This window comes from Streptomyces sp. A5-4 (genome assembly GCF_051131715.1).
Taxonomy (GTDB): Bacteria; Actinomycetota; Actinomycetes; order Streptomycetales; family Streptomycetaceae; genus Streptomyces.
Genome location: NZ_CP178591.1, coordinates 2756919 through 2780767 on the forward strand (window position 1 = coordinate 2756919; position 23849 = coordinate 2780767).

Sequence of the window (23849 nt, forward strand, 5' to 3'; positions counted from 1 at the left end):
CGTCTAGGTCTCACGGAGGGCGACAACCCGCAGGTCAGGGCGAAGTGTGTTTTGGTGGTCCGGGTCTCGCCCAGGACGACGTAGTCCGGGTCGTGGTCGGTCAGGACGTAACCGATGTCGTGCAGCGCGGTCGTCAGACCGGCCTCACCGATGACGTACGCCGTGCCGCCGGGCCGCTGGTCGTCCAGGAACCGCGCGGTGGCGAGCGCCGAGGTCCAGATGTTCTCGACGGGCACGTCCAAGCCCATCCGGGCCAGCCGGGCGTGCAGGTCACGGGCCGTGTAGATGGAGTTGTTGGTGAGCACCAGGAACGGCCTGCCGGACTCGCGCAGCCGCTTGATGAAGGCATCGGCGCCAGGGATGGGCGTGCCCTCGTGGATGAGAACGCCGTCCATGTCGGTGAGCCATGATTCGATCGGCTTGCGCTCTGCCATGTGCCGGACTCCTGCCGTACGCGATAACGCTGAGTAGGGGCGCCCGAACCACACCGTCCGTGCGCCCCTACCTTAATCAGCCCGATGTGATCTTGACCCCGTCGACGGTCCAGTACCAGTTGTTGCCCCCGGTGTACCGAAAGCGCACCTGGGCCGTGGAGGCGCCCGCCGGGACCCGCAGAGCGATGGTCTCGGTCCTGGACGGGGCGTCGGCGGTGTACGTCTTCACCGGCGCGGGTGTGCCCGCGTCGTACGAGACGAGCACCTCGCCCTTCTGCGGGGACTCGTGCCGGTAGTACGTCGTGTACGTGAGGGTCGCGGCGCCGCCCGCGGTGACCGGGAAGGCCGGGCTGACGAGCGTCGAGTCGAAGCTGCCCGTGACGGCCTTGTCGGTCCACTCGTCGCCGTCGGCGACCGCGAAGACGCCACGGGCCCTGATGTTGAGCTCGCGCTGCTGGTCGCGCTGGGCCTTCGTCCAGAACTCGTCGGTGGTGAAGGACCAGCCGCGCCACTCGGTGACGCCGCCCGTGCCCATCGCCGTGTTGTCGACGGACCAGCCGGGCGGCGGGGTGTGGGTGAAGCCGATGACGTCGGAGCCGATGCCGGTCTCGTCGACGGCCTTGCCGAGCTTGGCGCGCAGGGCGTCGAAGGCGTCGGTGGTGGGCTGTTGGACCGGGCGGCCGTCGAGCCCCCAGGCGGGGCTGATGGCGATGCCGAGGTGGGCGAGGGCGGAGGCGGCGACGTCGGGCATCTTGACGTCGTGGCGGGTGGTTCCGGCGGTCAGGCCGCCGCCGGAGGCGATGAGGAAGGTCTGTCGCTCGGACCAGGAGGAGCCGCCGTGGCCGCCCGCGTCGGTGTGCCCGTGGTCGGCGGTGATCATGACGAGCCAGTCCTCGGCGGCGTACGTGGCACGGGACTTGACGGCTGCGACGATCGCGCCGACCTGCGTGTCCACCCCGTGCAGCGCGTCGAGGTACGCCTGACTGGCGGCGCCCGACGCGTGCCCGGCGTGGTCGACGTTGTCGAGGTGCACGAAGACCGCGTCGGGGTCGGCGGTCTTGAGCCGGGCGACGGCGCGCGAGGTGGTTCCGGCGTCGTACTCGGCGGCCGGCGTGGAGACCCGGGTGTCGACCTTCGAGGAGAAGATCGTGTCGGTGACGGGGTTCCAGGAGGCGACGGCGTACGTCGACAGGGCCGGCTTCGCCGCTTCGATCCTGGTCATGAAGTCCGGGTACTGGGCGAGGTTGTGTCCGGTGAACTCGTTGTTGACGACCTTGTGCTTGTCGGGCCACACCCCGGTGATGAGCGTGGACCAGCCGGGCCCGGACGAGGTGGGGGCCATCGGGTTGGTGTAGATGCTGCTGGGAGCGGTGACGCCGCTCGCCATCAGAGCGTCGAGGTGGGGTGCGTCGGCATCCTTGATTCTGTTGATCATCGCGCCGTCCAGGCCGATCACCAGGACCTTGGGGGTCCTGGCCGCGGCCTGCGAGACGGTGGCGAGGGGGCCTGCCGCGGCTGCCACGGCGGTGGCGGCGGCGCCCATGAGCAGGGCGCGCCGGGAAATGCCTGACGACATGTCACTCTCCAGTCGGGTGGGGCGATGGGGGACGGGCATCGACGTGCGAAGACGTGCACCGACGCGCGCCTGGACCAGACCCGTTACCTTCGCGTGATAGCGGCGTCCGGTCCAGACCCTCGCAGGCAAGCCTGGCCGAACGGTTACCGGTCAGCTGCCGGTGGCCGACTTCCAGGCGTCGATGTAGTCGTCGAGGTTGGCGCCGACGTCCTTCCAGTCCGGCTCGAAGATCTCAACACCCTTGATCAGCTTGGCCAGTTCGATGGCGTTGGCGTCGGTCGGCCTGATGTCCGTGCGGGCCGGGAAGCCGCCGCCGATCCCGCTCACCTGCCGCTGCGCACCCTCGGTCAGCATGAAGTCGAGGAGCTTCTTGCCGTTCTCGGTGTGCGGGGCCTTGTCGACCAGACCGGCGGCGTACGGCAACGCGAAGGTGGTGGGCCTGGCGCCGTCCTTCGCCGGGAACCAGATGCCCAGGTTCGGCATGGACTTGGACTGCGCGAAGTTCATCTGTACGTCGCCGTTGGCGACCAGGATCTCGCCCTTGTCGACCTTGGGCGCGAGCTTGGAGGTGGAGGAGGACGGGCCGACGTTGTTGGCCTGGAGCTTCTTCAGGTACTCCATCGCCGGCTCCTTGCCGCCGAAGTCGTGCATGGCCTTGATGACGACGGCGGTGCCGTCGCCCGCGACGCCGGGCGTGGAGTACTGGAGCTTGTCCTTGTAGGCGGGGTCCAGCAGCTGCTCCCAGGTCTTGGGCGCGTCCCCCTTGAGCTCCTTCTTGTTGTGGATGAACCCGAAGTAGTTGTTGACGACCGAGGTCCACTTCCCGTCGGCGGCCTTGTTGCCCGCCCCGACGAGGTCGGCGCCCTTGGGCCGGTACGCCCGGAGCAGGCCCTTCGCGTCGGCCTGCTGGATGAACGGCGGCAGGGTGACCAGCACGTCGGCCTGGATGTTGGACTTCTCGCGGACGGCGCGCTGCACCATCTCGCCGGAGCCGCCCTCCACGTACTTCACCTTGATGCCGGTCTTCTTCTCGAAGTCCTTGAAGACCTGGTCGTACCAGCCGTCGCCGCTCTCGCCCTTGAGGCCGTCGGCGCTGTAGACGGTGACGATCTTCTCGTCGGACGCGGCGGAGGATCCGCCGCACGCGGTGAGTGAGGCGGCGAGGGCGAGGCTGCCGGTGACGGCGGCGATCGGCTTGAGGTTGCGACGCATAACGTTTCGTACTCCCAGCGGTGGTCAGCGGTAAGAGGCTTTGGTGCGGATCCGGGACACGGCGAGCAGCACCAGCAGCGTCGTGGCCATCAGGACCACGGCGACGGCGGAGCCGGTGAAGAGGGACCCGCGGTCGGTGGCCGTGAAGATCTGCACGGGCAGCGGCATCCAGTCGGGCGGGTAGAGCATCATCGTGGCACTCAACTCGCCCATGGACAGGGCGAAGCAGAGCCCGGCGGCGGCGTTGAGCGACGGCAGCAGGAGCGGCAGCTTCACCTTGCGCAGCACGTACGAGGGACGCGCGCCCAGGGACGCGGCGGCGTTCTCGTACATCGGGTCCAGACGCAGGATGGCGGCCGAGACCGACTGGTGGGCGAACGCCGTGACCAGCACGGTGTGCGCGAGGATCACGATCCAGCGGGTGCCGTTGAGCAGCACCGGCGGCTGCGAGAACGCGACGAGCACCGCGAGGCCGACGACCACGGACGGCACGGCCACCGGCAGCATGAACAGCGCGTCCAGCGCCCGCTTCCCGCGCCTGTTGAGCGCGGCGCCGGCGAGGGCGGCCCAGGTGCCGACGGTCAGCGCGAGCACGCTCGCGGTGACGGCGGTGACCAGGCTGGTGGTGAGCGCCTGGAGGGAGTCGCCGCGCACGGCCGAGGCGTAGTGCTCGGCGGTCGGGCCCGAGGGGAAGGCGCCGGACCAGTTCGTGGAGAACGACGCGGCGACGATGACGAGGAGAGGCAGCGCGAAGAGAGGGAGGAAGAGGACGAGGAACAGCGCCTGGGCCGCCCACTTTCCCGTTCGGCTATGCACCAGCACGACGGCGCCCTTCTGATGGCCGGGTGATGGTCTTGTACACGGTGTAGAGGCCCACGGAGATCGCGATGTTGACGACGGCGACGACGCAGGCGGCCGGGTAGTCGGATTCGAGGATCGCCTTGCCGTAGACGAGCATCGGCAGCGTGGTCACCCCCTTGGCGCCGGTGAACAGCACGATGCCGAACTCGTTGAGGCACAGGACGAGGACGAGGCTGCCGCCCGCGGCGAGGGCGGGCAGCGCCTCGGGGAGGATCACCTTGCGGATGATCCGGGCGGGCCTGGCGCCGAGTGACGAGGCGACTTCCAGCTGCGCGGTGTCGAGCTGCGAGAACGCGGCGAGCAGGGGACGCATCACGAACGGCGTGAAGTAGGTGATCTCGGCGAGCAGGACACCCCAGGGCGTGGTCAGGAAGTGGAAGGGCCCTTCGGCCGCGCCGGTGACGTCGGTCCAGACGCCGTTGGCCATGCCGACGCTGCCGTAGATGAACAGCAGGGCGAGAGTGATGAGGAAGGACGGGAAGGACAGGAAGACGTCGATGAACTTCGCGACGGCCTTACCGCCGGGGAAGGGCACGAACGCGATGACGAGGGCGAGTACGAATCCGAGGACCAGGCACCCGACGGTCGCCCCGACGGCGAGCCACACGGTGGTGGCGAGCGCGTCGCGGAACGCCTCGGACGCGAAGACCTCGGCGTACGGCTCGACGGAGACGCCGCCCTCGTCGGGGGTGAAGGACTGCTGGACGACGAGGGCGAGGGGGTAGAGGAACACGAGCGCGAGAAAGACGACGGGCGGCAACGCCCATACCCAGCGCCGAAGTTGGCGGCGCGGGCCTTCGTCGGCGCCCGGCCCCCCGAGGGCGGTTCCCGCACGGCTCGCGTCCTGCGGGGCCCGTGCGGGTCCCGACTCGGGGGAGTCGGTGGGCGGCGCGGCGCCGGGGACCCACCGCATCGCGTCGGTGCTAGCCACCCGAGACCCCCGCCCCCAGCAGCACCGCGTCCTCGGCCGCGAAGTGCACTGTGACCTCGGCGCCCAGCTCCGGCGTCTCCCGCAGCTCCCGCAGGTCCGCCTTCAGCCGGTGGCCGGCCACGTCGACGTACAGCCGGTGGGTGGCGCCGCGCCACTGGACCTCGGTGATCGTGCCCCGCAGCGCGTTCGGGCCGTCGCCGAGCCCGACCAGGTGCGGGCGGACGCACAGCGTCGCCGTGGCGCCCGGCGCCGCCTCGTCGGTGGCGACCAACAGGTCCTGGCCACCGAAGCTCACACTGCCCGCGCCGACGGTGACCGGCAGCAGATTCGCGTTGCCCACGAACGACGCGGTGAACTCGGTGGTGGGGCGCCGGTACAGCTGCTGCGGAGTCCCGCAGTCCCGCAGCCGCGCCTTGTCCATGACGGCGATGCGGTCCGCGAGGGTCAGCGCCTCGACCTGGTCGTGCGTGACATAGAGGATGGAAACGTCCGGCAACTCCCGGTGCAGTCGGGCCAGTTCGGCCAGCATGCCGGATCTGAGCTGCGCGTCGAGCGCGGAGAGCGGTTCGTCGAGCAGCAGGACGCCGGGCCTGATGGCCAGCGCGCGGGCAATGGCGACGCGCTGCTGCTGGCCGCCGGACAGTTCACGCGGATACCGCTTGGCGTACGCGGCCATGCCGGTCATCTCCAGCGCCTCGGCGACCCGCGCCGGGATCTCCGCCCTGGGCACCTTCTGCGCCTTCAGCCCGAAGGCGACGTTGTCCTCGACCCTCAAGTGCGGGAAGAGCGCGTACTGCTGGACGACCATCCCGATGCCACGCCGGTGCGGCGGCAGGGCGGTGACATCGCGGTCGCCGATGAACACCCGCCCGGACACGGGCCGGACGAATCCGGCGACGGCCCGCAGCGCGGTGGTCTTGCCCGAGCCGGACGGACCGAGCAGGGCCATCACCTCGCCGGGCTCCACCGTGAGGTCCAGGGAGTCGAGGACGGTGTTCGCGCCGTACGCGACCGACACCCGGTCGAAGCGTATGCCGCTGGTCACCGGCCCTCCCGCGCCAGCAGCCCGGGCAGCTCGGCGACGGAGTCGAGCACATGGGTCGCGCCGTGCGCCGCGAGCTGGTCGCGGTCGTGCGCACCCGTCAGCACCCCGGCGACGACGCCGGCGCCGGAGCGTACGCCGCTGAGCATGTCGTACGACGTGTCCCCGGCGACCGCGATCTGCCGGACCCCGTCGGCCGCCCCGGTCCGCAGGAACGCGGCGAGCACCATGTCCGGGTACGGCCGCCCGCGCCCCGCGTCGGCCGGGCACAGCGTCAGCTCGACCAGCTCCTGCCAGCCGAGCGCGGCGAGGATCGCGTCCTGCGTGACGCGGGCGAACCCGGTGCTCAGGGCGACGGTGCGACCCTCGGCGCGCAGCTTCTCGACGGCTTCGCGGGCGCCGGGCAGCGGCGCGATGTGTCCGGCGCCGACGAGCTCGCCGTACGCCTCCTCGAAGGCGGTGTTGGCCCGGCGGGCCAGGATCTCGTCGCCGAACAGGTGCCGGAACACGGAGATCTTGGACTCGCCCATGGTGGCGCGTACATAGGTGAGCTTCTCGGCGTGGTCGGCCGACCCGGGCTCGACGCCGAGCCGCTGGGCGGCCACGTCGAAGGCCTGCTCGACCAGTCCGCCGTCGGCGACGGTGGTGCCCGCCATGTCGAGGACGACCAGCTTGATCGGGTCGATCCGGTCGCCCGTGCCGGTCGTGTTCGTCGGACGTGCTTGGTTCATGTGCGTCACCAGCCCAGTTCGTTCGCGGTTGTCTCGGCGATCGCCGGCGAGCAGGTCATGCCGCGCCCGCCGGGCCCGGTCACCAGCCACACCCCGTCGCGCACCTGCTGGCGGTGGACGACGCGGCTCTTGTCGGTGCACTGCGCGTACACCCCGGCCCAGCGGTGCCTGATCTTCGGCAGCGGGCGGCCGAGGAAGGACTCGACGACCCGGGTGAGGTGCTCGTACGGCTCCTCGACGACGTCGAAGGCGAAGGGGTGCTCGTACTCGTGGGTGTCGCCGATCGTCAGTCCGCCGTCGCGTCGCTGCACCATCAGCAGCTGCATCTTGTGCGCGGCGGCCGTCGGCGTCTGGTCCTGTCCGGCGTTGAGCGCGTCGAGGGCCTCGCTCGCGTACGCCGGGTAGTAGCGGAAGCTGTCCGCGTCGGCGACGGAGGTGGTGAGCGCCTCGCCGAGCGGCTCGGTCTGCATCATCTGGAGGCGGACGCGGCGCACGGGCAGATCGGGCACGAGCTCGCGGACGAGGCCGGAGAGCGCGGCGCCCGGACAGAGCACCACGGCATCCGCGGTGTGCAGGTCGCCGTGGTCGTCGCGGACCGCGTTCTCCCCCACGACTTCGCGGACCTCGCGACCACCGAGGTAGGTGTACCGCCCGGACGCCAGCAGCTCTTCCTTGAGGGCGAGTTGAGCGGTACGCGGCTCGACCGCCGCGTCCCGCTCGCACCACAGCGCGGCGGTGAACTCGCCGCGCAGGGCCGGATTGATGCCCCGCGCCTCGTCGGCCGTCAGCAGTTTGTACCCGCGGTCGGCGGCGTCCGCCCTGCTCAACGCGGCCTCGGCGACGGCCAGTTCCAGTTCGTTGCGGACGGGCGTGAGTGAACCGATGGCCCGGAAGCCCAGGCCCGGCACCCGCTCCCCGATGCCTTCCCACAGCTCACGGGCGCGCAGCGCGGTCCGAAGCTCCTCACCGCCCGCGCGCCCGCTGACCCATATCTGGCCGAAGTTGCGGAGGGAGGCGCCGCGCGCCTCGCTCTCGCGCTCGATCTGTACGACCTCGTGGCCGCGTTCCACCGCATGCCAGGCGTGCATGGTTCCCACGACGCCGGCTCCAACAACTATGACTCTCACGGCGGCAACGCTCCTCGGGGCGAATGGCACGCAACGATCCGCGCAGCAACGGCGAGGTGAACAGCCACCCAATGATGGACCAGACCCGTTACGTTTCCGTGACCTACCCTTGGTTGCCGAGCCGCACGGTGAAGCTGAAGCGATCGCCCCGGAAAAGCGTGCGCACCCGTTCCAGCGGCCGGCCCGCGAGATCCCGCGAGAGCCGGTGGATCAACAGCATGGGCAGGGCCGGCGGAGTGCCGATGAGAAGGGCCTCACGGGGGGTCGCGAGGACCGTCTCGATGCGCTCGTCCGCTTCGCCGAAGGACACACCGACCCGGTCGCGGAGGTACGCGTAGAAGGACGAGTCGGGCTCGAAGTCGGTGTCCAGGCGAGGCACCCGGGAGACCGCGACATACGTGCTCTCCAGACCGACCCGTTCGTCGTCCGCGAGCAGCACACGCTCCAGGTGCCAGACCGGTTCGCCAGGTTCGGCGCCGACCTCGGCGGCCAGGGATTCGGGGCAGGGGAAGCGGTCGAGACCAATGAGATGGCGACCCGGCCTGCGGGACTGGCGGCGTACGCCCTCGGTGTAACTGGCCAGCGCGAGGGGCTGTTCGAGCTTGGGCCCGGCGACGACGGTGCCGCGCCCGCGGCGCCGCAGCCGGCCCTCCAGGAGAAGCTCGCGCAGCGCCTGGCGGACCGTCTCGCGCGAGACCTCGTACCGCAGGGCGAGGTCCCGCTCGGTGGGAAGCAGCCCGCCCTCGCCCAACTCGCTTATCAGGGCCGCGACATGCGCCTTGACGACGTAGTACTTGGGAATGCGGCCGTGCTCCGGGATGCCGGAGCGGATCGGTGCGCCAGGGATCTGGTCGTGCGCGTTCGGGTAGTCCACGGATGGATGCTCGCAGACGAAGACGAACGACAGGGTGAACGCGCGATGTCGCTCGTCCCCGGTCCCCCGCTGAACGCAGCGGTGCCCGCGTCGCCGCCGGTGTCTCGGCCGGCGCGACGCGGGCACCGCTTTCCGGAGGGCGGCGGGGCGACTGCTCAGTACCTCCCGGTACGGAAACGCCTGCGCCCCACCACGAGTGCACCGCCGCCGAGGAGGAGGAGAACGCCGGCGGTGACCCCGAGCCCGAGCAGATGCTCCGAGCCGGTCTTGGCGAGCGAGGAGGGCGGCTGCGCGAAGCCGGTGCCGTCGCCGCGGTTGTTGTCGCTGTGACTGTTTCTGCCGCTGCCGCTGTCGCTGTTGCTGTGACTGTCTCTGCCGCTGTCGGTGTCGGTGTCGGTGTCGGTGTCGGTGTGACTGTTTCTGCCGCTGCCGCTGTCGGTGTTGCTGTGACTGTCTCTGCCGCTGCCGCTGTCGGTGTCGCTGTCACCGGCGCTGCTGCTTTCGTCACCGATCGCGGCGGCCATGGTGAAGCGGTAGTCGTTCGACTCGCCGACCCAGTCGCCGTCGTCGCCCTGCCGCTGGACGGTCGCGGCGTTGGCGACGACCTGGCCGGTGAGGGCGTCGGCGGTGAAGGCGAGCCTGACCTTCACGGGCACGGTCTTGCCCGCGGGGACGGCGAAGCCGGGAAAGCCGTCGTCGAAGGCTCCGACGAGCTCGTCCTCGTCGGTCTTCTCAAAACGGACGGGGTGCCAGCGGTCCGCGGCCGGGTCGTGGAACTCCAGCCGGATCTGGGCCGGGTCGAGGGTGCGGGCGCGGTCGGTGAGGACGACGACGGGGTGGATGTTCCGGCAGGGCCGGGTCGTCGTGTTGGCCAGATCGACGTACCAGGCCTCGAAGCCGTGACCGGGCCGGTAGGTGGCGGGCCCGCCGTGGATGCGGGTGTCGATGGGGAACCCGGCGGAGGACGGATCGCCGCAGGAGGGGGCGGGCGGGACACGCCACTGCGGGCGCTGGGGCTGCGGCTGGGGGTGGGGCTGCGTCCGCCCCTCGGCCTGTGTCCGCGTTCGGCTCGGCAGTCGGCCCTGCGCCTGGCTCTGGGTTTCCGCTCGGCTCTGCGCCTGCGCCTGTCTCTGCGTCACGTAGGCCGTGCTGCCGGCCGCCGTCCGGGCATCCGCCGCGACGGCGACCGCCACCGGGGCGGCCATGGCTGCCGTGACTCCGAGGACAAGGGCGCTGCGCAGTCGCATGGTGAGGCCTTTTCAGATCGCGAAGCGGTCGGGCGGGCCGGCCGGTGTCACCCGGTCATGGGCCGAGACCCTGCCACGCGCGCGTGACCGGCCGGGGGACGCCACGCCCACGCACCCCCGGCCGCCCGGAGAAACCCACCCGATGGCCCAGGGGCTCCCACGGTCGGCTCACACGCGGCCGAAGAGGGGAGCCAGAACCAACTGGGCCGCTCCGTAAGCGACTCCACGACCGCCATCACCGGCGGCGACCACCGGCACGACCGCCGATCGGCCTTCGCGCCGGGCCAGTTCGGCGAGTACGTCGCCCACGCCCTGTACGAATTCGCCCTCGTGCGCGGCGACGACCCGGCCACCGAGCAGCACCCGGTCGATGTCGAGCAGGCCGACGAGGTTGGCCGCCCCGGTCCCGAGGACGCGCGCGGCTTCGGCGATGTCGCCGCGGGCGACGGCGGCGAGGCAGAGCGCCTCGATGCAACCACGCCCACCGCAGCCGCACACGGGCCCGTCCAGCTGCACGGTCTGGTGCCCGAACTCCCCCGCGCCGGTGCGCGCACCACGATGGAGCGCACCCCCGAGGACGAGCCCGGCGCCGAGCCCCGTACCGAGATGGAGGTACGCGAAGGACTCCCCGGCGGCGGGCCGGGCGCGCAGGGCGAGCCCGAGGGCGGCGGCGTTGGTGTCCTTGTCGAGCACGACGGCCAGCCCGAGCCGCTCGGCCAGCACGTCCCGCAGCCGCACCCCGTCCCACTGCGGAAACCCGGTGACGCGGTGCAACACCCCCCGCCCATGATCAAGCGGCCCGGGAACGGCCACCCCGACCCCGAGCAACTTCCCAGGGGCGGAGGTGGGGGCGGGGACGGGATTGGGATTGGGCTCAACGGGCTCGGGGGCCTTGGCAGCGCGACCGGGCCCCGGCTCAGGGGCGGGGCCGGCCCCGGTAACCCCGGCGCCGTCCGGCCCGGCCGGGGCGAGGGTCGCGCCACCTGCTCCGGCGCCGGGCGCCCGAAGGCCTGCCCCCACTTCTCCTCCCGCCCCCGGTGCCGGCACCGGCTCAGGGGTGGGGCCGAGCCGGGGGAAGCCCAGCGCCGCGACCTCCCGCACCACCGCCTCGACCACCACCTCCACCCCCGCCCCGAAGTCCAGCGGAGCCCGGCGCACCGCCACCACCTCGCCGGTCAGGTCCACCAGCACCGACATCAGCTCGTCCCGGTCCAGATGCACGCCCACGGCGTACCCCGCGTCCGGCACCAGCCGGAGCACCGTGCGCGGCTTGCCGCCCGTCGACGCGCGGTGGCCCGCCTCCGCGAGCAGCCCCTCGGCCCGCAGCCGGGCGGTGATCTTGCTGACGGCCTGCGGCGTGAGCCCGGTGCGTTCGGCCAGCTCAAGGCGGCTGATGCCGTCGGGTCCCGCCGCCCGCAGCAGGTCGAGGACCAGCGCCGCGTTGTGGCTGCGCAGCCCCGGCAGATTTACGCCCGTATTACTCCTGTTCACCGCCCCATTGTCTCCCGCGCTTGCCCTTTGGCAACAGCGTTGTTTAAGTGGGAGCATGACTGGCACCGGCATCGCTCCTGGCACCGAAACCCGCGCCCCGCTGCGCGTCGCACTCGTGGGCTACGGCCTCGCGGGCTCCGTCTTCCACGCCCCGCTCATCGCCGCCACCGAGGGCCTCACCCTCGACACGATCGTCACCTCGAACGACGGGCGGCGCGACCAGGCCCACACCGAGTTCCCCGACGTGCGCTTCGTGGCCTCGCCCGACGAGCTGTGGACCCGCGCGGACGAGCTCGACCTGGTCGTGATCGCGTCCCCCAACAAGACCCATGTCCCGATCGCGACCGCAGCCCTCAAGGCGGGCCTGCCGGTCGTGGTGGACAAGCCGCTGGCCGGCACCGCCGCCGAGGCCCGCGAGCTCGCCGCGCTCGCCAAGGACCGCGGCCTGCTGCTCTCCGTCTTCCAGAACCGCCGCTGGGACAACGACTTCCTCACCCTCCAGCAGCTGCTCGCCGCCGGCGAGCTCGGCGACGTACAGCGCTTCGAGTCACGCTTCGAGCGGTGGCGCCCGCAACCCAAGGGCGGCTGGCGCGAGTCGGGCGACCCGACCGAGATCGGCGGTCTGCTGTACGACCTGGGCAGCCATGTCGTCGACCAGGCGCTGGTCCTCTTCGGCCCGGCGGTCCGCGTGTACGCCGAGGCCGATGTGCGCCGTCCGGGCGCCGAGGCCGACGACGACACGTTCATCGCGATCACGCACGCGAACGGCGTCCGCTCCCACCTGTACGCGAGCGCCACCACCGCCCAGCTCGGCCCGCGCTTCCGCGTGCTCGGCTCGCGCGCGGGCTATGTGAAGTACGGCCTCGACCCGCAGGAGGCCGCGCTCCGCGAGGGCAGGCGCCCCGCCGTCGACGAGAACTGGGGCGAGGAGCCGGAGTCGCTCTGGGGCCACTTGGGGGCGGGCGACTCCCCACTGACCGGCGGCGGCACCCCGGTCCCGACGCTGCCGGGCGACTACCCGGCGTACTACGCGGCCGTCACCGCCGCCCTGCGCGAAGGCTCCGCTCCCCCGGTCACCGCCGAGCAGGCAGCCGCGGCGCTGGACGTCCTGGAGGCCGCGCGCCACTCGGCCCGCGAGGGCGTCTCCGTGGAGATCCCCACGGAGAACACCCAGAGCACCCGGAACACGCCGAGCACGGAGGCTTCCGCATGAGCAACCCGCCCGGCACGTCCGGCCCCGCCGACCCGTCCAACCCCTCCGTGGCCGAACTCGTGGAGCAGCAGCGCCGGCTGACTCTGAGCCGCTTCACCCACGAGGACGCCTGGACCCTGGGCAGCCTGCTCGTGGAGCTGGCGCGCGAGCGCGACGCTCCGGTGGCGATCGACATCCGGCGTGGCGCGCAACAGCTCTTCCACTGCGCGCTGCCCGGGTCGAGCGCCGACAACGACGCCTGGATCGAGCGCAAGCGTCGCGTCGTGGAGCGGTACGCGGAGAGCTCGTTCCTGGTCGGCACCCGTTTTCGCGCCAAAGGCACGACGTTCGAGGACTCCTCGCGCCTCGACCCCGACGTGTACGCGGCGCACGGCGGCGCGTTCCCGATCACGGTCGAGGGCGCGGGGGTCATCGGCGTCGTCACGGTCTCGGGCCTGCCCCAGGCCGAGGACCACGCCCTGGTCGTCAAGGCGCTGGAACGCATGACGGCGTAACGCTCACCGCATGTCCTCCGTGGCGCGGCGGCGCCGGGTGACCAGCACGATCCCGGTGCCCGCCGCGACGAGCGCGGCCGAGATGGCGCCCAGCAGGATGAGCTCGTCGGCCGAGACGTCGGCACCGGTGTCGGGCAGCTCACCGCCGCCGTCGGTGGAACCGCCGTAGGAGCCACCCGTCGAGCCGCCGGTGGATGTGGCGGGGGTGGAGTCCGTGGGGGTGGGCTCGGTCGGCGTCGGCTCCGTGGGGGTGGGCCCGGTCGGCGTCGGCTCCGTCGGTGTCGGCTCCGTGAGGGTGGGCTCCGTGGGCGTCGGCTCCGTCGGTGTCGGCGTGGCGTCGTCACAGCCCGGCAGATCCCCGTTGAACGGGTACGCGTGGATCTCCTGGCCGCCTCCGCCCGCGGAGGAATGGGTCAGCGATCCCACGGTGAACAGCCTGCCGTTCACGCCCGGCAACGTCACCGTCGTCATACTGCCCGGCTCGCCCACCAGAACGCTGCCCTGGAACTGGCCGCTGCCGACCAGCCGCACCGTACCGGCGTCGGGGAAGTTCCACAGCAGCCGCTCGCGCCAGCCCCTGCGGCAGGGCGCCAATGTACGTACTGATGGTGCGGCTGTCACCGGTGAGGTTGACCAGGACGGTCGCCCCGGCCGGGATGGACCGGAAGCTGATGCCGGGCGCGCAGCGAAGTCTTTTTTGTCATACGTAGCAATATGGGAAAAGCGGGAGATAACTCTCCGCCAACACGCCCAAGCGGGCACCGGAACCACTCCCTCTGACACGCCCCGGCTCTCCCACCGGCACCCGGGGCCACCAACGGGCGTCAGACCACTGCCCCGCCGACCCCGGCCCCATGGTCAGCGGGGCCGGGCCGGCGGCTCGGGAGCTCTGCGGACCAGGAAGCCCACCCGGGGAGCCGCCGGGCGCTCAGCCCTCGGGCCGGCGCCCCACGGCCCCTCACCGGGAGGCGATCACGCGTCCTTGAGCTCCTGGCGCTGCCGCCCCAGCCCCTCCACCTCAAGCTCCACCACGTCGCCGGAGCGCAGGTAGGGCTTCGGCTCGGGTCGGCCCATCGCGACGCCCGCCGGCGTACCGGTGTTGATCACGTCGCCCGGGTAGAGCGTCATGAAGCGGCTGACGTACCTGACCACCTCACCCACCGGGAAGATCTGCTCGGCGGTCGTGCCGTTCTGCTGCAGCTCGCCGTTGACCCAGAGCTTCAGCCCGAGCGTCTGCGGGTCCGGCACGTCGTCCGCCGTCACCAGCCACGGGCCCAGCGGGTTGAACGTCTCGCAGTTCTTGCCCTTGTCCCAGGTCCCGCCGCGCTCGATCTGGAACTCGCGCTCGGAGACGTCGTGGGCGACCGCGTACCCCGCGACGTGCGCGAGGCCGTCCTCGGCCGACTCCAGGTAGCGGGCCGTACGCCCGATGACGACGGCGAGCTCGACCTCCCAGTCGGTCTTGACGCTCTCACGCGGTACGAGCACGGTGTCGTTGGGGCCGACCACCGTGTCCGGGGCCTTGAAGAAGATGATGGGCTCGGCGGGAATCGCCGCGCCCGTCTCGGCGGCGTGGTCGTGGTAGTTCAGCCCGATACATACGATCTTGCCGATCCCGGCGAGCGGCGGCCCGACCCGCGTACCTTCCGCGTCGATCACCGGCAGGTCACCCGCGGCAGCCGCCGCGCGGACCCGTCCGAGGGCGGCCTCGTCGGCGAGCAGGCCGCCGTCGATGTCCGCGACGACGCCCGACAGGTCCCTGAGCGTCCCGTCCTCGTCGAGCAGCGCCGGACGTTCGGCTCCCGCTGTTCCTACCCGCAGCAGCTTCATGGTCAGTCTCCTCTGGTCGAGTGGTCGAGTTGTCGCGCCCGGCCCCGGCCGATGGAGTGCGGCCATCGGAGGATTGGCTGATCCTCCAAGGTCAAGGTCCAGTCCGCAAGACCCCGTTCACGGACTGGACTGTTACGCGGCAGTAGCAAGCGCGGCCCCGCCGACCGGAATGTCCCGGTACAGGTAGGCCCGCTCGATCGCGCTCCAGGTGGTGCTGGTGACGACGTACAGCGCGGCGGCCAACGGCACCACGGCCACCGTGATGAGCGTCGCGAAGGACATCAGCGGCATGATCTTGGTCATCGTCGCCATCGCGCCCATGCCCGGCAGCTGCTGACCGCCCTGCACGGCGGGAAGAGCGGGGTTGGCGGCCATCTGGAGCTTGGTGCGCCGGTAGTTGAAGGTGGCGACCGCCGCGACGAGCACGAACAGGCCGACGTACACGAGCCCGTGCGACCCGAAGACCCCGCCGTCCGCGAGCGCGTCGGACCAGCGGTCACCGAGCGGGCTGGCGAAGAGCTTGTGGCTGAGGAGGGAGTTCGGCTCGCCGCCGATCCGCTGGTTCGAGAAGAGGTGGTACATCAGGAAGAACGCCGGGATCTGAAAGAGGCTGGGCAGGCATCCCGACAGCGGCGACACCTTCTCGGCGGCGTGCAGTTCCATGATCGCCTTCTGCATGCGCTCCGGATTCTTGCTGTGCTTGTTGCGCAGTTCGGCGACCTGCGGCGCGAGCTTGGTGCGTGCCTTCTGGCCGCGGGCCGTCGCCCGCGACAGGGGGTGGATGGCGAGCCGTACGAGCGCGGTGAAGAGCACGATCGCGGCGGCCATGGCGGAGGCCTGGAAGAGCGGGTTGAGCAGATCGGCGAGATGTTCGACCAGGCTGGCGAAAACGGTCATGGGGAGCCCTCCGAGGGGTCTCGTCGTGCCGGAAGAGAGAAAGCTCGGCATGACGACCCACGAGGGGGCGGTACGGACGTACGGGATTACGCGCGCTCCGGCTCCGGCTCCACACGAGCGAGGAGGTCAAGGAGGGTGATGAGCTGCGCGCCCCTACGCGGTCGTCGCAAGACGACGCCCCGGCGCTCGGGGCCTGGTCCGCCCGCGCGCGTCCGGATCTCGCTGGGGCAGGAACGCGGTGCGCAGCTCACGGTCGCGTATCGCCGTACGGACCCGGGTGAGCGGGACGGCGGGCACGCGGCGCGCGGTGATGATGGCGCAGGCGGTGAGCGCGGAACCGGCCGCGGCGGTGGCGGCGACCGCGACGGCGGCGGAGAAGCTGCCGTTCTCGACGAGCAGGATCTCGCTGAGGAGGAAGAGCACAAGCCCGAGGGGACGCAGTACCCGCGTGGAACAGCCGATCATGCCTCCCCCTTTCCTGTGCGTCCGTCTCGCCGGCCGCGGCCCTCGGGTCGCGGCCGTCTCGGGTCACGGCCGTCTCGCCGGCCCCGACTCGTACAACTGTCTTCCGATGCTAACGCCCGCCACCGACAACGGACCCTGCGGGATCCGTCACACCCGCACGCCGTGGCACCTCAGGCCGTGCCACCCACACGCCGTGGCATCTCTAGGCCGTGGCACCTTCACGCTGTGGCGCTTTCAGGCCTTCGCGCCCGCGGCGGAGGCCGCGCCCGGGGCGTGACCCAAGTCGGTGTCAGGTCCCGGATCCGATGCCAGCACCTCCGCGTCGGACCGCTCGTCGCGGTCCCGGGGCCCGTACTTACTGACGCCCAACGCGACCACCAGGTTCCCCGCGAGCGCCACGATCCCCGCGTTCGTCCCCCACACCGGATCGTTCCCGCTGAAGACCAGCGCGCAGACCACCCCCACCCCCACCACGAGCCCACTCACCGCGCCCGCGAGCGTCAGCCGCCGCCACACCAGACCGAGCAGCAGCATCGGCACCAGCTGGGCCATGCCCTCGTAGGAGATGAGGGACAGCCGTACGAGGGTGTTCGGCGCGGTGTACGTCATGAGCAGCGCCAGCGCGCCCGACGCGACCACCACCACCTGCGAGGCGGTCTTCTGGCGCGCGTTGCCGCTCCACCGCGGTACGAGCGAGAGCACGCTGCGCCCCCACATCGTCCCGATGACCAGCATGAACACGGCCATCGGGACGATCGACGACAGCGCGGCCGCGACCCCGATGATCCCCACCGCCCAGGCCGGCAGCGAGTCGACGACGAGCTTGAACAGCGCCAGATTCGACTCGGCGCCCACCAGGCCCGGCACGACGAACAGCGCCGCCATGCCGAGGAGCATCGGTACGAAGAGCAGGATGTTGTACGCGGGCAGCCAGACGGCGTTGCGCCGCAGCGCGTCCGCGTTACGGGCTCCTAGGTACCCGGCGACGGTGGTCGGGAAGATCACCACGGTCAGCGAGTTCAAGAAGGACGTGGTCACGAACCAGACCTGTCCGAACCCGCTGTCCCCGTGTCCGGGAAAGGTCAGCCACTCGCTCTTCTCGGTGACGATCCGGTCGAGGAGGGGCCCGTACCCGTCGAAGTAGTGGAACGGTACGTACAGGGCGAGGAAGCCCAGCGTCGCGACGACCAGCACATCTTTCAGCACCGAGACCCAGGCGCTGCCGCGCAGCCCGCTGACCACGACGAACCCGGTGGTGACGGCGAAGGCAATGAAATAGGCCCAGTTGAGGCTGACGGCGCCGTAGGAGATCGTCGAGACGACGACGCCCATGCCCGTGATCTGAAGCTGGATGTAGGGCAGCAGGAACACCGTCGCGAGGACGGCGACCACCGCACCGAGCCAAGGCCGCCCGTACCGGTGGGCGATCATGTCCGTGATTCCGACGAGGCCGTGCTTGCGGGCGTACGCCCAGAGCATGGGTCCCACGACGTACCCGACGGCGTATCCGCAGGACATGTACGCGACGACGTACAGCACCGGCGCCCCGTAGTTGTAGCCCCAACCGGCGGCGCCCAGGTAGCTGAAACTCGTATAGCCCTCGCCGGCCATCAGCACCCAGATGAAGACGGCACCGAGGCTGCGCCCGCCCACGGACCACTCGGCGAGCCCGCCCCCGGCACCGCGCCCGCGTACCGCGAACAGCCCGAGGGCGACGGTGGCCACCATGAACACACCGAAGATCGAGGTGGCGACAACGGCGTTCACGCGGTGCCCCTCCTCTTGTCCCCGCGCCGGGCGAGCCACACGGCGACCGGGGTCAGCAAGGTCGCTCCGAGAAGCCACACGATGAGGAACGGGAGCCCGAAAAGTACCGGCTGCACCCGGTTCACCAGGGGAAGGGCCCCCAGGAACAGCACATACGGAACGAGCAGCCACAGCAGATGAGGACGGTGTCTGAGCACGTCAGGACCATAACGGACACCCGCTGCGCGCCAGCGTGGCACCCGTGCCCCGCTAGCGCGGCCGCATCGACGTTATCGTCGCCCACACCACGAGCCGGTACTTGGAGGTGTACTCGGGCGTGCAGGTGGTGAGCGTGAGGTAGTACCCGGCCTCGCTGTACCCGACGCCGGGGCTGAGATTGCTGCGCGGCACTTTCGCGATGACACCGCTGTCCCGGGCGGTGGTCTGCGCGAGGGTCTTGCCGACGGCGTACGTATAGACCGCGTCCTTGGTCTCGACCTTGATCTCGTCGCCGGCACGCAGCCGGTCGATGCGGCGGAACGGCTCCCCGTGCGTGTTGCGGTGCCCGGCGAGCGCGAAGTTCCCGGGGCGGCCCGGCTGGGCGGTCTGCGGATAGTGCCCGACGTACCCCTTGTCGAGTACGCCGTCCTTACTGATGCCCTGCGCGACGGGAGCGGTCACATCGAGGCGGGGAATGCGGAGGACGGCGTACGCCTGATCCCACCGGGGCGCGGCAGGCTTCCGAGCAGCGCGCGGAGCACCGGGCGCGCCCCCGCCCTGCTTCTCACCACCGGCCCCCGCCTCCGACTCCGCCGGAGGGTCCGCTGCGGGGCCCGGCGCGGGGCCACTGCCCTCACCACTCCCTGCTCCCTGCCCCGTGGCCCACTCCCGCTCCAGAGCCTGGACTTTGTGTTCGGCGGCGTCACGGGCCTGCCGGTTGGTCCACCACAGTTGATGTACGACGAGGAGCAGCACGACGACTCCGACGGTCACCGCGATCTCCGCACCCGCCCACAGCCCGCGCGCGGCGGCGACGCGCCCCCTGGAGGTGCGCCGCACCACAACCGAAATCCGCCTCTGCTTCCGCACGGCGCGCACGATAAGCCCATCAACGCCAACTCTCCATAACCGGGGGAGACAACCACGGACGATCTCCCTGCCCTGGCCAGAACACCTCACCGCTGTGACGCTGTGCGCTCTCTCGCAGGCATGCCGCACAGCAGTACGGTGTGGAGCATGCGCCCCGACACGCCTGCCGATCACGCAGACCACACCGAGCACGCCGCCGAAGCCGAGCGACTGCTGCGCACCGCGGCGCAGTACCCCGAGGACCAGGAGCCGTTGCTCCTGCAGGCCGCGGCCCACCTGGAACTGTCCGGCGACCGCTCCCGCGCGGCCACCCTGTACGACAACCTCCTCGCGGCCACCCCCGAGCAGCCCTACCTGGTCAAGGCACTGAAGGCCGCGAATCTTTGGGAGTACGGCCACGAAGCGGAGGCCCGCGCGATCATCGACGGCATCCGCGCCGCGGCCCCGCGCGAGGCCGCGCCGTGGGAGATCATCGCGGAGGCGCTGGAGTCGCACGACGAACTCCAGGCGTCCCACGAGTGCTTCTCGACGGCGGTGGACCTGCTGATCGACCCCGCCGAGGAGGTCCCGTACACGGCCCAGTCCCTGCTGGCCGGCCGCCACCGGGTACGCCGCCTGCTGGGCCTGCCGCACGACGAGTGGGACACCCAGGCCGACATCGTCCACCCCGGCGCGATCGCCCTGGACGAGTTGCACGACCCGAAACGACTCTGGGCCCTGGGCTCGGACAACCCGGCGGAGCTCCAGGCGGAGATCGCCCGCCTCCGCGTGGAGCTGGGCACGTACCGCACGGCACTCTCCCGCCCGTTCCCGGTGGCGATGCTGCACTGGCCGGAGCCGGAGCTGCGCGAACTCCTCACGGCGTACCCCGCGCTCGCATCGGAGTACCCCTCGCACGAAGCACACCTGGCGGCGGTCGAGTCGTCCCTGCGCGACCTGGCATCGACGGGCACGCTGAACCTGGGCATCGTGACGGGCACGGTCCCGTCCTACGAAGCCTTCGCAGCCTCGGAGCAGTCATCCCCGGCGGAGGCGCCCCTGCTCCCCCAGTACGCCACGACACTGGCAGCGCGAGGCCGAGCAACGCCTTGGCCGCCGGCACGCAACTCGCCTTGCTGGTGCGGGTCGGGGACGGTTTATCGGGGGTGCCATGGGGTGCAGCGGCCGTAGAGCCACTTTGAACGCCAATAGACGCGCCAAGCTCGGACCCTAGCTATCCGTAGATCGCAAACTAGTGGCCGCAAGAATAGCGGAGGGTCCAAGTCAAGGGTGAAAAATAAACCTGGGAACTTACGCACAAGCTCCATCCAGAACTCAGCATAGAGACTAGTCAGTCAACCATGTTCCATTTTGCCGCAGTCGATGAGCCCTCCCAGGTGTCACCGGTTTGCCATATTGAGGCAATCCCTTGATCTTCCAAGTACTGGGAGTAAACACCAATTTCCGCACTGAACAATCCAATCAGATGCGGAGTCTCAATCTGACGTTCCCGATAGAGGAAATAACTGTATTCACGAAGTTGCCCCACTGCTTGCCTTACAGCACTTGTGGGATTCCCGTTCTTTACAACCTTAACCTCGACCAACCATTCCTCGCGCGGCGCGAATGCGGATCCGTGGCGGCGTAGCGTCAGATCCCTAGGATGAACCCGCTCATTCGTCGCAACGTACCCTCTACCCAAAATATAAGGGGCGAAGTCTGCCACCACAGCCTCGTGATCCTTTCGCCTGACCTGCTGCTGCGCCACAATATTAGCTATGTACTCGCCACTATCCTTCGGCTTGAACCCAGAGAGCGACTCTCCTGCACCATGCATACCTGGTTCATAATTTATTCCACGCAAACTCTCGTCACTCCGCATTTCCCACACTCGTTGGGACGCGTCGACCTGTTGCAGTAGATAGACAGCGTGCGTAAGGTCATCCTGAATCACCTCCTCAAGCGGAAGATCGGGCAAGCTATAGCAGCGGGAAATCACGCTGGCAGCCTCATAGTCTCTAGGCCGTTCAACATCGCTGCGAAAAGAAGGGCGATTAACCCATCCGGAAATAGAGGGCGCCGGAAGCAGTCCGCGCAGGAGACTCGCCTCTCGCTCTAGGTGACTACGAAACCTATCCCCTCGCCCCAAGGCTCTTTTTAGGCGAGTCGTGCCCTGCTGCAAGGTTAGCGTCACGGTTTCTAGATCTGCACTGTAGATATACGCAAGATAGATGCCAGCCTTGGGGTCAAGGTTGATGCGGGGATCGAATATTCCGAACCACGGCGCGGCTGCGGCGTTCCCCATCCCCCCAAAGCCCTTACCTCGAAGCCCCCGTGGGATCGGCAGGTCATCCCTCTTCTCCAGGCTCCCCAGAAAGCGGCGCCCCTCAGAGACACCCCCGCTGCCTCCGTACGAGCCAACAACCTCACTCAACAGCTCCCGCATCCCCATGCGCTGAAGCTATGGCAGGCAGAACCGTCCCTGCAAGCGATCCTCACCCACAAGCCGGGGACTGAGTGCCGTCCAGCGAACGCAGAGGGCCGTACCGCCCCTAGCTCAGACCCAGGGGCCAGCACTGGACTCGCCTACGCCCTCTCCCCCTGGCCGGAACAGGGAACCCAACGATTGCTCGCCCCGGACGGGTTGCAGCATGGAACTCAGCTTGGTCCCCCTTCTGCAGCCTCAAAGTGCGTCCAAGCGCCGTCCAGCGCCTGATCTGGATCGCACCCATGCGCCCGAAGCCAGTGGAGGAGGTCGGCGATCAGATTGATTGCCACTTCCTCCGCAACAGCCACTCCCAGTGGGCCCGTCGAGCAAGCACGGGGGTGCACCATCTCGCAGTAGCGAGCCAGCAATGCCTCGACCGTGGACACCCGATCCCCACCTGTGTGACCTGACGCGGTAGCCAGAGACGTGGGCAGTTCGCACCACGTCACCTTGGAGTCCACGTGCAGAATGACGCCCCAGCGATCTGTGATCGCATCGATGATCGCCATCCCTCTACCTGTTTCGTCACCGTCCAGAGCAGCAAGCAGTGTGGGCAGCGCACGTGCATCCGGGTCGCGGACCTCGATCCGGAGGCGTGTTCCGGCCATGGAGACGGCGAGCGTCGTCGGCGTCTCATAGCCGACGTGGGTGATCACATTAGTTACCAGTTCAGTCACACAGAGCTGGGCGGCGTCCGTCAGTTCCGGAAGCCCCCAGAGCCTCAACCGCAACGCCATAACGCGCCTCAGAGCCGCGACTTCTCTCGCCTCCGCCAGAAAGGGCAGTTCCCAAGACTTCCGTTGAACCTCGCACTGACGTACATCCATGGCGACAGCCCTCACCCTCGCTGGTAACGCGATCTCATCGTGCAATGAACCTCACACACAGCGTGACAGTGAGACTCTCAATATGGAACTCTCATCTCTGAGTTGATGGAGTGCAGGCACTCGCACGCGCCCCCAGCGCACGCCGTCTTGTCTGCATGGGCACGCTCCGTGCACGCTCTGATAGATCGACATGGAGGAGCGCGGACATGGCAGTTGGACCGACCACACGCAGGCGTCAGCTCGGGGCTGACCTTCGCAGACTGCGTGAGCGGAAAGGTCTCTCGCTAGAGGATGCCGGCGCCCTCGTCAGCATCTCCAAAGCCACCCTGAGCCGTTACGAGACGAAAGACGGGTCCGTCAAATGGCCCGCCGTTGAGGCCCTTTGTCGTGAGTACGGCGCCTCGGAGCAGGAGCGCCGCACACTCGTCGAGCTCGCCAAGGACGCGAAGATCCGCGGGTGGTGGCGGTCTCTCGCCGACCCCATCCCCAACTCGATGAATCTCATGCTGACTCTCGAAGACGAGGTCGTACGCGAGGACCACTACTCGTGCATGTACGTCCCTGGGCTGCTCCAGACGCGGGCATACGCCGAGGCCGTGCATCGTGCCTCTGAGATGCGCTGCACCGAGCAAGAGATTGCACACATGGTCGACGTCCGCATGAAACGGCAGGAGCTCTTGGAGCGCCAAGACCCGCCCCACATCTGGGCCGTCATGGACGAGGCGGTGATCCGCCGCATGGTGGGTGGCCTACATGTCATGCGAGACCAGTTGAGGCACCTGCTGGCACTGGCTGAGCGCCCCCACATCACCATCCAGATACTGCCGTTCGCGAGCGGAGCTCACGCGGCAGCCGTCGGAAGCTTCGTGATCCTCGCAGGTCAAACAGTCGAACTCGACGTGGTCTACGTCGACATCATTGGCGGCGGGCTCTTCATGGAGAAGCCCGAGGAACTCGAACGCTATAAGTTGGCGTTCGAGTACCTACAAGCGCAGTCGCTCGGCGTCGACTCGACGGCTGCACTCCTGAACCAGGTGTCCAAGGAGCTGTGATGGGTCACGAAGGCCTACGTTGGATCAAGTCCTCGTACAGCGGCGGCAGCGGCACCGAATGCGTCGAGGTGGCCGCACTCGCCACCCGTACCGCCGTCCGCGACTCGAAGGACCCCGGCGGCCCCCGCCTCGCCGTCCCCCACGCAGCCTGGGTCGGATTCCTGCAGGCCGTCCAGCACGGGGACTTCAGCACGCGCTGATGCCGTCCGAGGCCGGGGCGTCCGGGCCGAGGCCGGGGCAGCC

Annotated in this window: 24 protein-coding genes and 1 pseudogene; 5 read left to right on the plus strand and 20 right to left on the minus strand. The window is 69.7% G+C overall.

Annotated features, from left to right (window positions below):
• Positions 1–56: 56 nt before the first annotated feature.
• The 11 genes and pseudogenes from ACLLJJ_RS12730 to ACLLJJ_RS12780 form a co-directional block, all read right to left on the minus strand.
• Positions 57–434: pseudogene (locus ACLLJJ_RS12730) on the minus strand (TIGR01457 family HAD-type hydrolase); the annotation flags it as partial.
• 76 nt (positions 435–510) lie between these two features.
• Positions 511–2010: an alkaline phosphatase family protein gene (locus ACLLJJ_RS12735; protein ID WP_434590026.1), complete on the minus strand. Its 1500-nt coding sequence runs from the start codon at positions 2008–2010 to the stop codon at positions 511–513.
• A 150-nt stretch (positions 2011–2160) separates the two neighbouring features.
• Positions 2161–3222 (minus strand): 2-aminoethylphosphonate ABC transporter substrate-binding protein, encoded by a 1062-nt coding sequence (locus ACLLJJ_RS12740; protein WP_434590029.1) that lies wholly within the window; start codon positions 3220–3222, stop codon positions 2161–2163.
• Between the two features lie 24 nt (positions 3223–3246).
• Positions 3247–4044 (minus strand): ABC transporter permease, encoded by a 798-nt coding sequence (locus ACLLJJ_RS12745; RefSeq protein WP_434590031.1) that lies wholly within the window; start codon positions 4042–4044, stop codon positions 3247–3249.
• Positions 4031–4996 carry a 2-aminoethylphosphonate ABC transporter permease subunit gene (locus ACLLJJ_RS12750; RefSeq protein WP_434600392.1) on the minus strand — a complete coding sequence of 322 codons (966 nt, stop codon included), beginning with the start codon at positions 4994–4996 and terminating at the stop codon, positions 4031–4033. Before ACLLJJ_RS12750 ends, ACLLJJ_RS12745 begins: the two co-directional genes overlap by 14 nt.
• 10 nt (positions 4997–5006) lie before the next feature.
• Positions 5007–6059: an ABC transporter ATP-binding protein gene (locus tag ACLLJJ_RS12755; protein WP_434590033.1), complete on the minus strand. Its 1053-nt coding sequence runs from the start codon at positions 6057–6059 to the stop codon at positions 5007–5009.
• A complete protein-coding gene (locus ACLLJJ_RS12760; RefSeq protein ID WP_434590036.1) occupies positions 6056–6787 on the minus strand; it encodes a phosphonatase-like hydrolase in 732 nt (243 codons plus the stop codon). The genes ACLLJJ_RS12755 and ACLLJJ_RS12760 overlap by 4 nt, the downstream gene beginning before the upstream one ends.
• Positions 6788–6792: 5 nt before the next feature.
• Positions 6793–7914, minus strand: coding sequence for a TIGR03364 family FAD-dependent oxidoreductase (locus tag ACLLJJ_RS12765; RefSeq protein WP_434590039.1), 1122 nt, complete (start codon positions 7912–7914; stop codon positions 6793–6795).
• Between the two features lie 103 nt (positions 7915–8017).
• Positions 8018–8788, minus strand: a complete 771-nt coding sequence (locus tag ACLLJJ_RS12770) for a GntR family transcriptional regulator (RefSeq protein ID WP_434590042.1) — start codon at positions 8786–8788, stop codon at positions 8018–8020.
• A 155-nt stretch (positions 8789–8943) separates the two neighbouring features.
• Entirely contained in the window at positions 8944–10035 is a 1092-nt protein-coding gene (locus ACLLJJ_RS12775) for an LPXTG cell wall anchor domain-containing protein (RefSeq protein WP_434590045.1), read from the minus strand.
• Between the two features lie 168 nt (positions 10036–10203).
• Entirely contained in the window at positions 10204–11583 is a 1380-nt protein-coding gene (locus tag ACLLJJ_RS12780; RefSeq protein WP_434590048.1) for an ROK family protein, read from the minus strand.
• On the opposite strand from ACLLJJ_RS12780, the gene ACLLJJ_RS12785 reads away from it, so the two are divergent.
• On the plus strand, positions 11582–12739 hold the full coding sequence (locus tag ACLLJJ_RS12785; protein ID WP_434590051.1) for a Gfo/Idh/MocA family oxidoreductase: 1158 nt from the start codon (positions 11582–11584) through the stop codon (positions 12737–12739). The genes ACLLJJ_RS12780 and ACLLJJ_RS12785 overlap by 2 nt on opposite strands.
• The gene (locus ACLLJJ_RS12790) at positions 12736–13233 is read left to right on the plus strand and encodes a heme-degrading domain-containing protein (RefSeq protein WP_434590054.1); all 498 of its coding nucleotides are present in this window, start codon (positions 12736–12738) and stop codon (positions 13231–13233) included. The genes ACLLJJ_RS12785 and ACLLJJ_RS12790 overlap by 4 nt, the downstream gene beginning before the upstream one ends.
• Before the next feature lie 3 nt (positions 13234–13236).
• Here the strand turns inward: ACLLJJ_RS12790 and ACLLJJ_RS12795 are convergent, their stop codons facing one another.
• From ACLLJJ_RS12795 to ACLLJJ_RS12825, 7 genes are all read right to left on the minus strand, one after another.
• Complete coding sequence (locus ACLLJJ_RS12795; RefSeq protein ID WP_434590057.1) at positions 13237–13827, minus strand: choice-of-anchor A family protein; 591 nt, start codon at positions 13825–13827, stop codon at positions 13237–13239.
• A gap of 378 nt (positions 13828–14205) precedes the next feature.
• Positions 14206–15063 carry a fumarylacetoacetate hydrolase family protein gene (locus ACLLJJ_RS12800; protein ID WP_434590060.1) on the minus strand — a complete coding sequence of 286 codons (858 nt, stop codon included), beginning with the start codon at positions 15061–15063 and terminating at the stop codon, positions 14206–14208.
• A gap of 132 nt (positions 15064–15195) precedes the next feature.
• The gene (locus ACLLJJ_RS12805) at positions 15196–15960 is read right to left on the minus strand and encodes a YidC/Oxa1 family membrane protein insertase (RefSeq protein ID WP_434590063.1); all 765 of its coding nucleotides are present in this window, start codon (positions 15958–15960) and stop codon (positions 15196–15198) included.
• A gap of 153 nt (positions 15961–16113) precedes the next feature.
• Positions 16114–16425 (minus strand): DUF6412 domain-containing protein, encoded by a 312-nt coding sequence (locus ACLLJJ_RS12810; protein WP_434590065.1) that lies wholly within the window; start codon positions 16423–16425, stop codon positions 16114–16116.
• Positions 16426–16659: 234 nt separating this feature from the next.
• Positions 16660–18192, minus strand: a complete 1533-nt coding sequence (locus tag ACLLJJ_RS12815; RefSeq protein WP_434590068.1) for a sodium:solute symporter family protein — start codon at positions 18190–18192, stop codon at positions 16660–16662.
• Positions 18189–18359, minus strand: coding sequence for a DUF3311 domain-containing protein (locus ACLLJJ_RS12820; RefSeq protein WP_434600393.1), 171 nt, complete (start codon positions 18357–18359; stop codon positions 18189–18191). Before ACLLJJ_RS12820 ends, ACLLJJ_RS12815 begins: the two co-directional genes overlap by 4 nt.
• Positions 18360–18441: 82 nt before the next feature.
• Positions 18442–19269: a class E sortase gene (locus ACLLJJ_RS12825; RefSeq protein WP_434590071.1), complete on the minus strand. Its 828-nt coding sequence runs from the start codon at positions 19267–19269 to the stop codon at positions 18442–18444.
• A gap of 138 nt (positions 19270–19407) precedes the next feature.
• Here ACLLJJ_RS12825 and ACLLJJ_RS12830 point away from each other — a divergent pair, with 138 nt between their 5' ends.
• Complete coding sequence (locus tag ACLLJJ_RS12830; RefSeq protein WP_434590074.1) at positions 19408–20430, plus strand: YecA family protein; 1023 nt, start codon at positions 19408–19410, stop codon at positions 20428–20430.
• Between the two features lie 160 nt (positions 20431–20590).
• On the opposite strand, the gene ACLLJJ_RS12835 is transcribed toward ACLLJJ_RS12830, so the two are convergent.
• On the minus strand, positions 20591–21691 hold the full coding sequence (locus ACLLJJ_RS12835) for an MrcB family domain-containing protein (protein ID WP_434590076.1): 1101 nt from the start codon (positions 21689–21691) through the stop codon (positions 20591–20593).
• 206 nt (positions 21692–21897) lie between these two features.
• Positions 21898–22554, minus strand: coding sequence for an ATP-binding protein (locus tag ACLLJJ_RS12840; RefSeq protein WP_434600394.1), 657 nt, complete (start codon positions 22552–22554; stop codon positions 21898–21900).
• Between the two features lie 206 nt (positions 22555–22760).
• Between ACLLJJ_RS12840 and ACLLJJ_RS12845 the strand changes: the two genes are divergently transcribed.
• Both ACLLJJ_RS12845 and ACLLJJ_RS12850 read left to right on the plus strand, forming a co-directional pair.
• Positions 22761–23606: a helix-turn-helix domain-containing protein gene (locus ACLLJJ_RS12845; RefSeq protein ID WP_434590078.1), complete on the plus strand. Its 846-nt coding sequence runs from the start codon at positions 22761–22763 to the stop codon at positions 23604–23606.
• Positions 23606–23806 carry a DUF397 domain-containing protein gene (locus ACLLJJ_RS12850; RefSeq protein ID WP_434590081.1) on the plus strand — a complete coding sequence of 67 codons (201 nt, stop codon included), beginning with the start codon at positions 23606–23608 and terminating at the stop codon, positions 23804–23806. Before ACLLJJ_RS12845 ends, ACLLJJ_RS12850 begins: the two co-directional genes overlap by 1 nt.
• Positions 23807–23849: the final 43 nt, after the last annotated feature.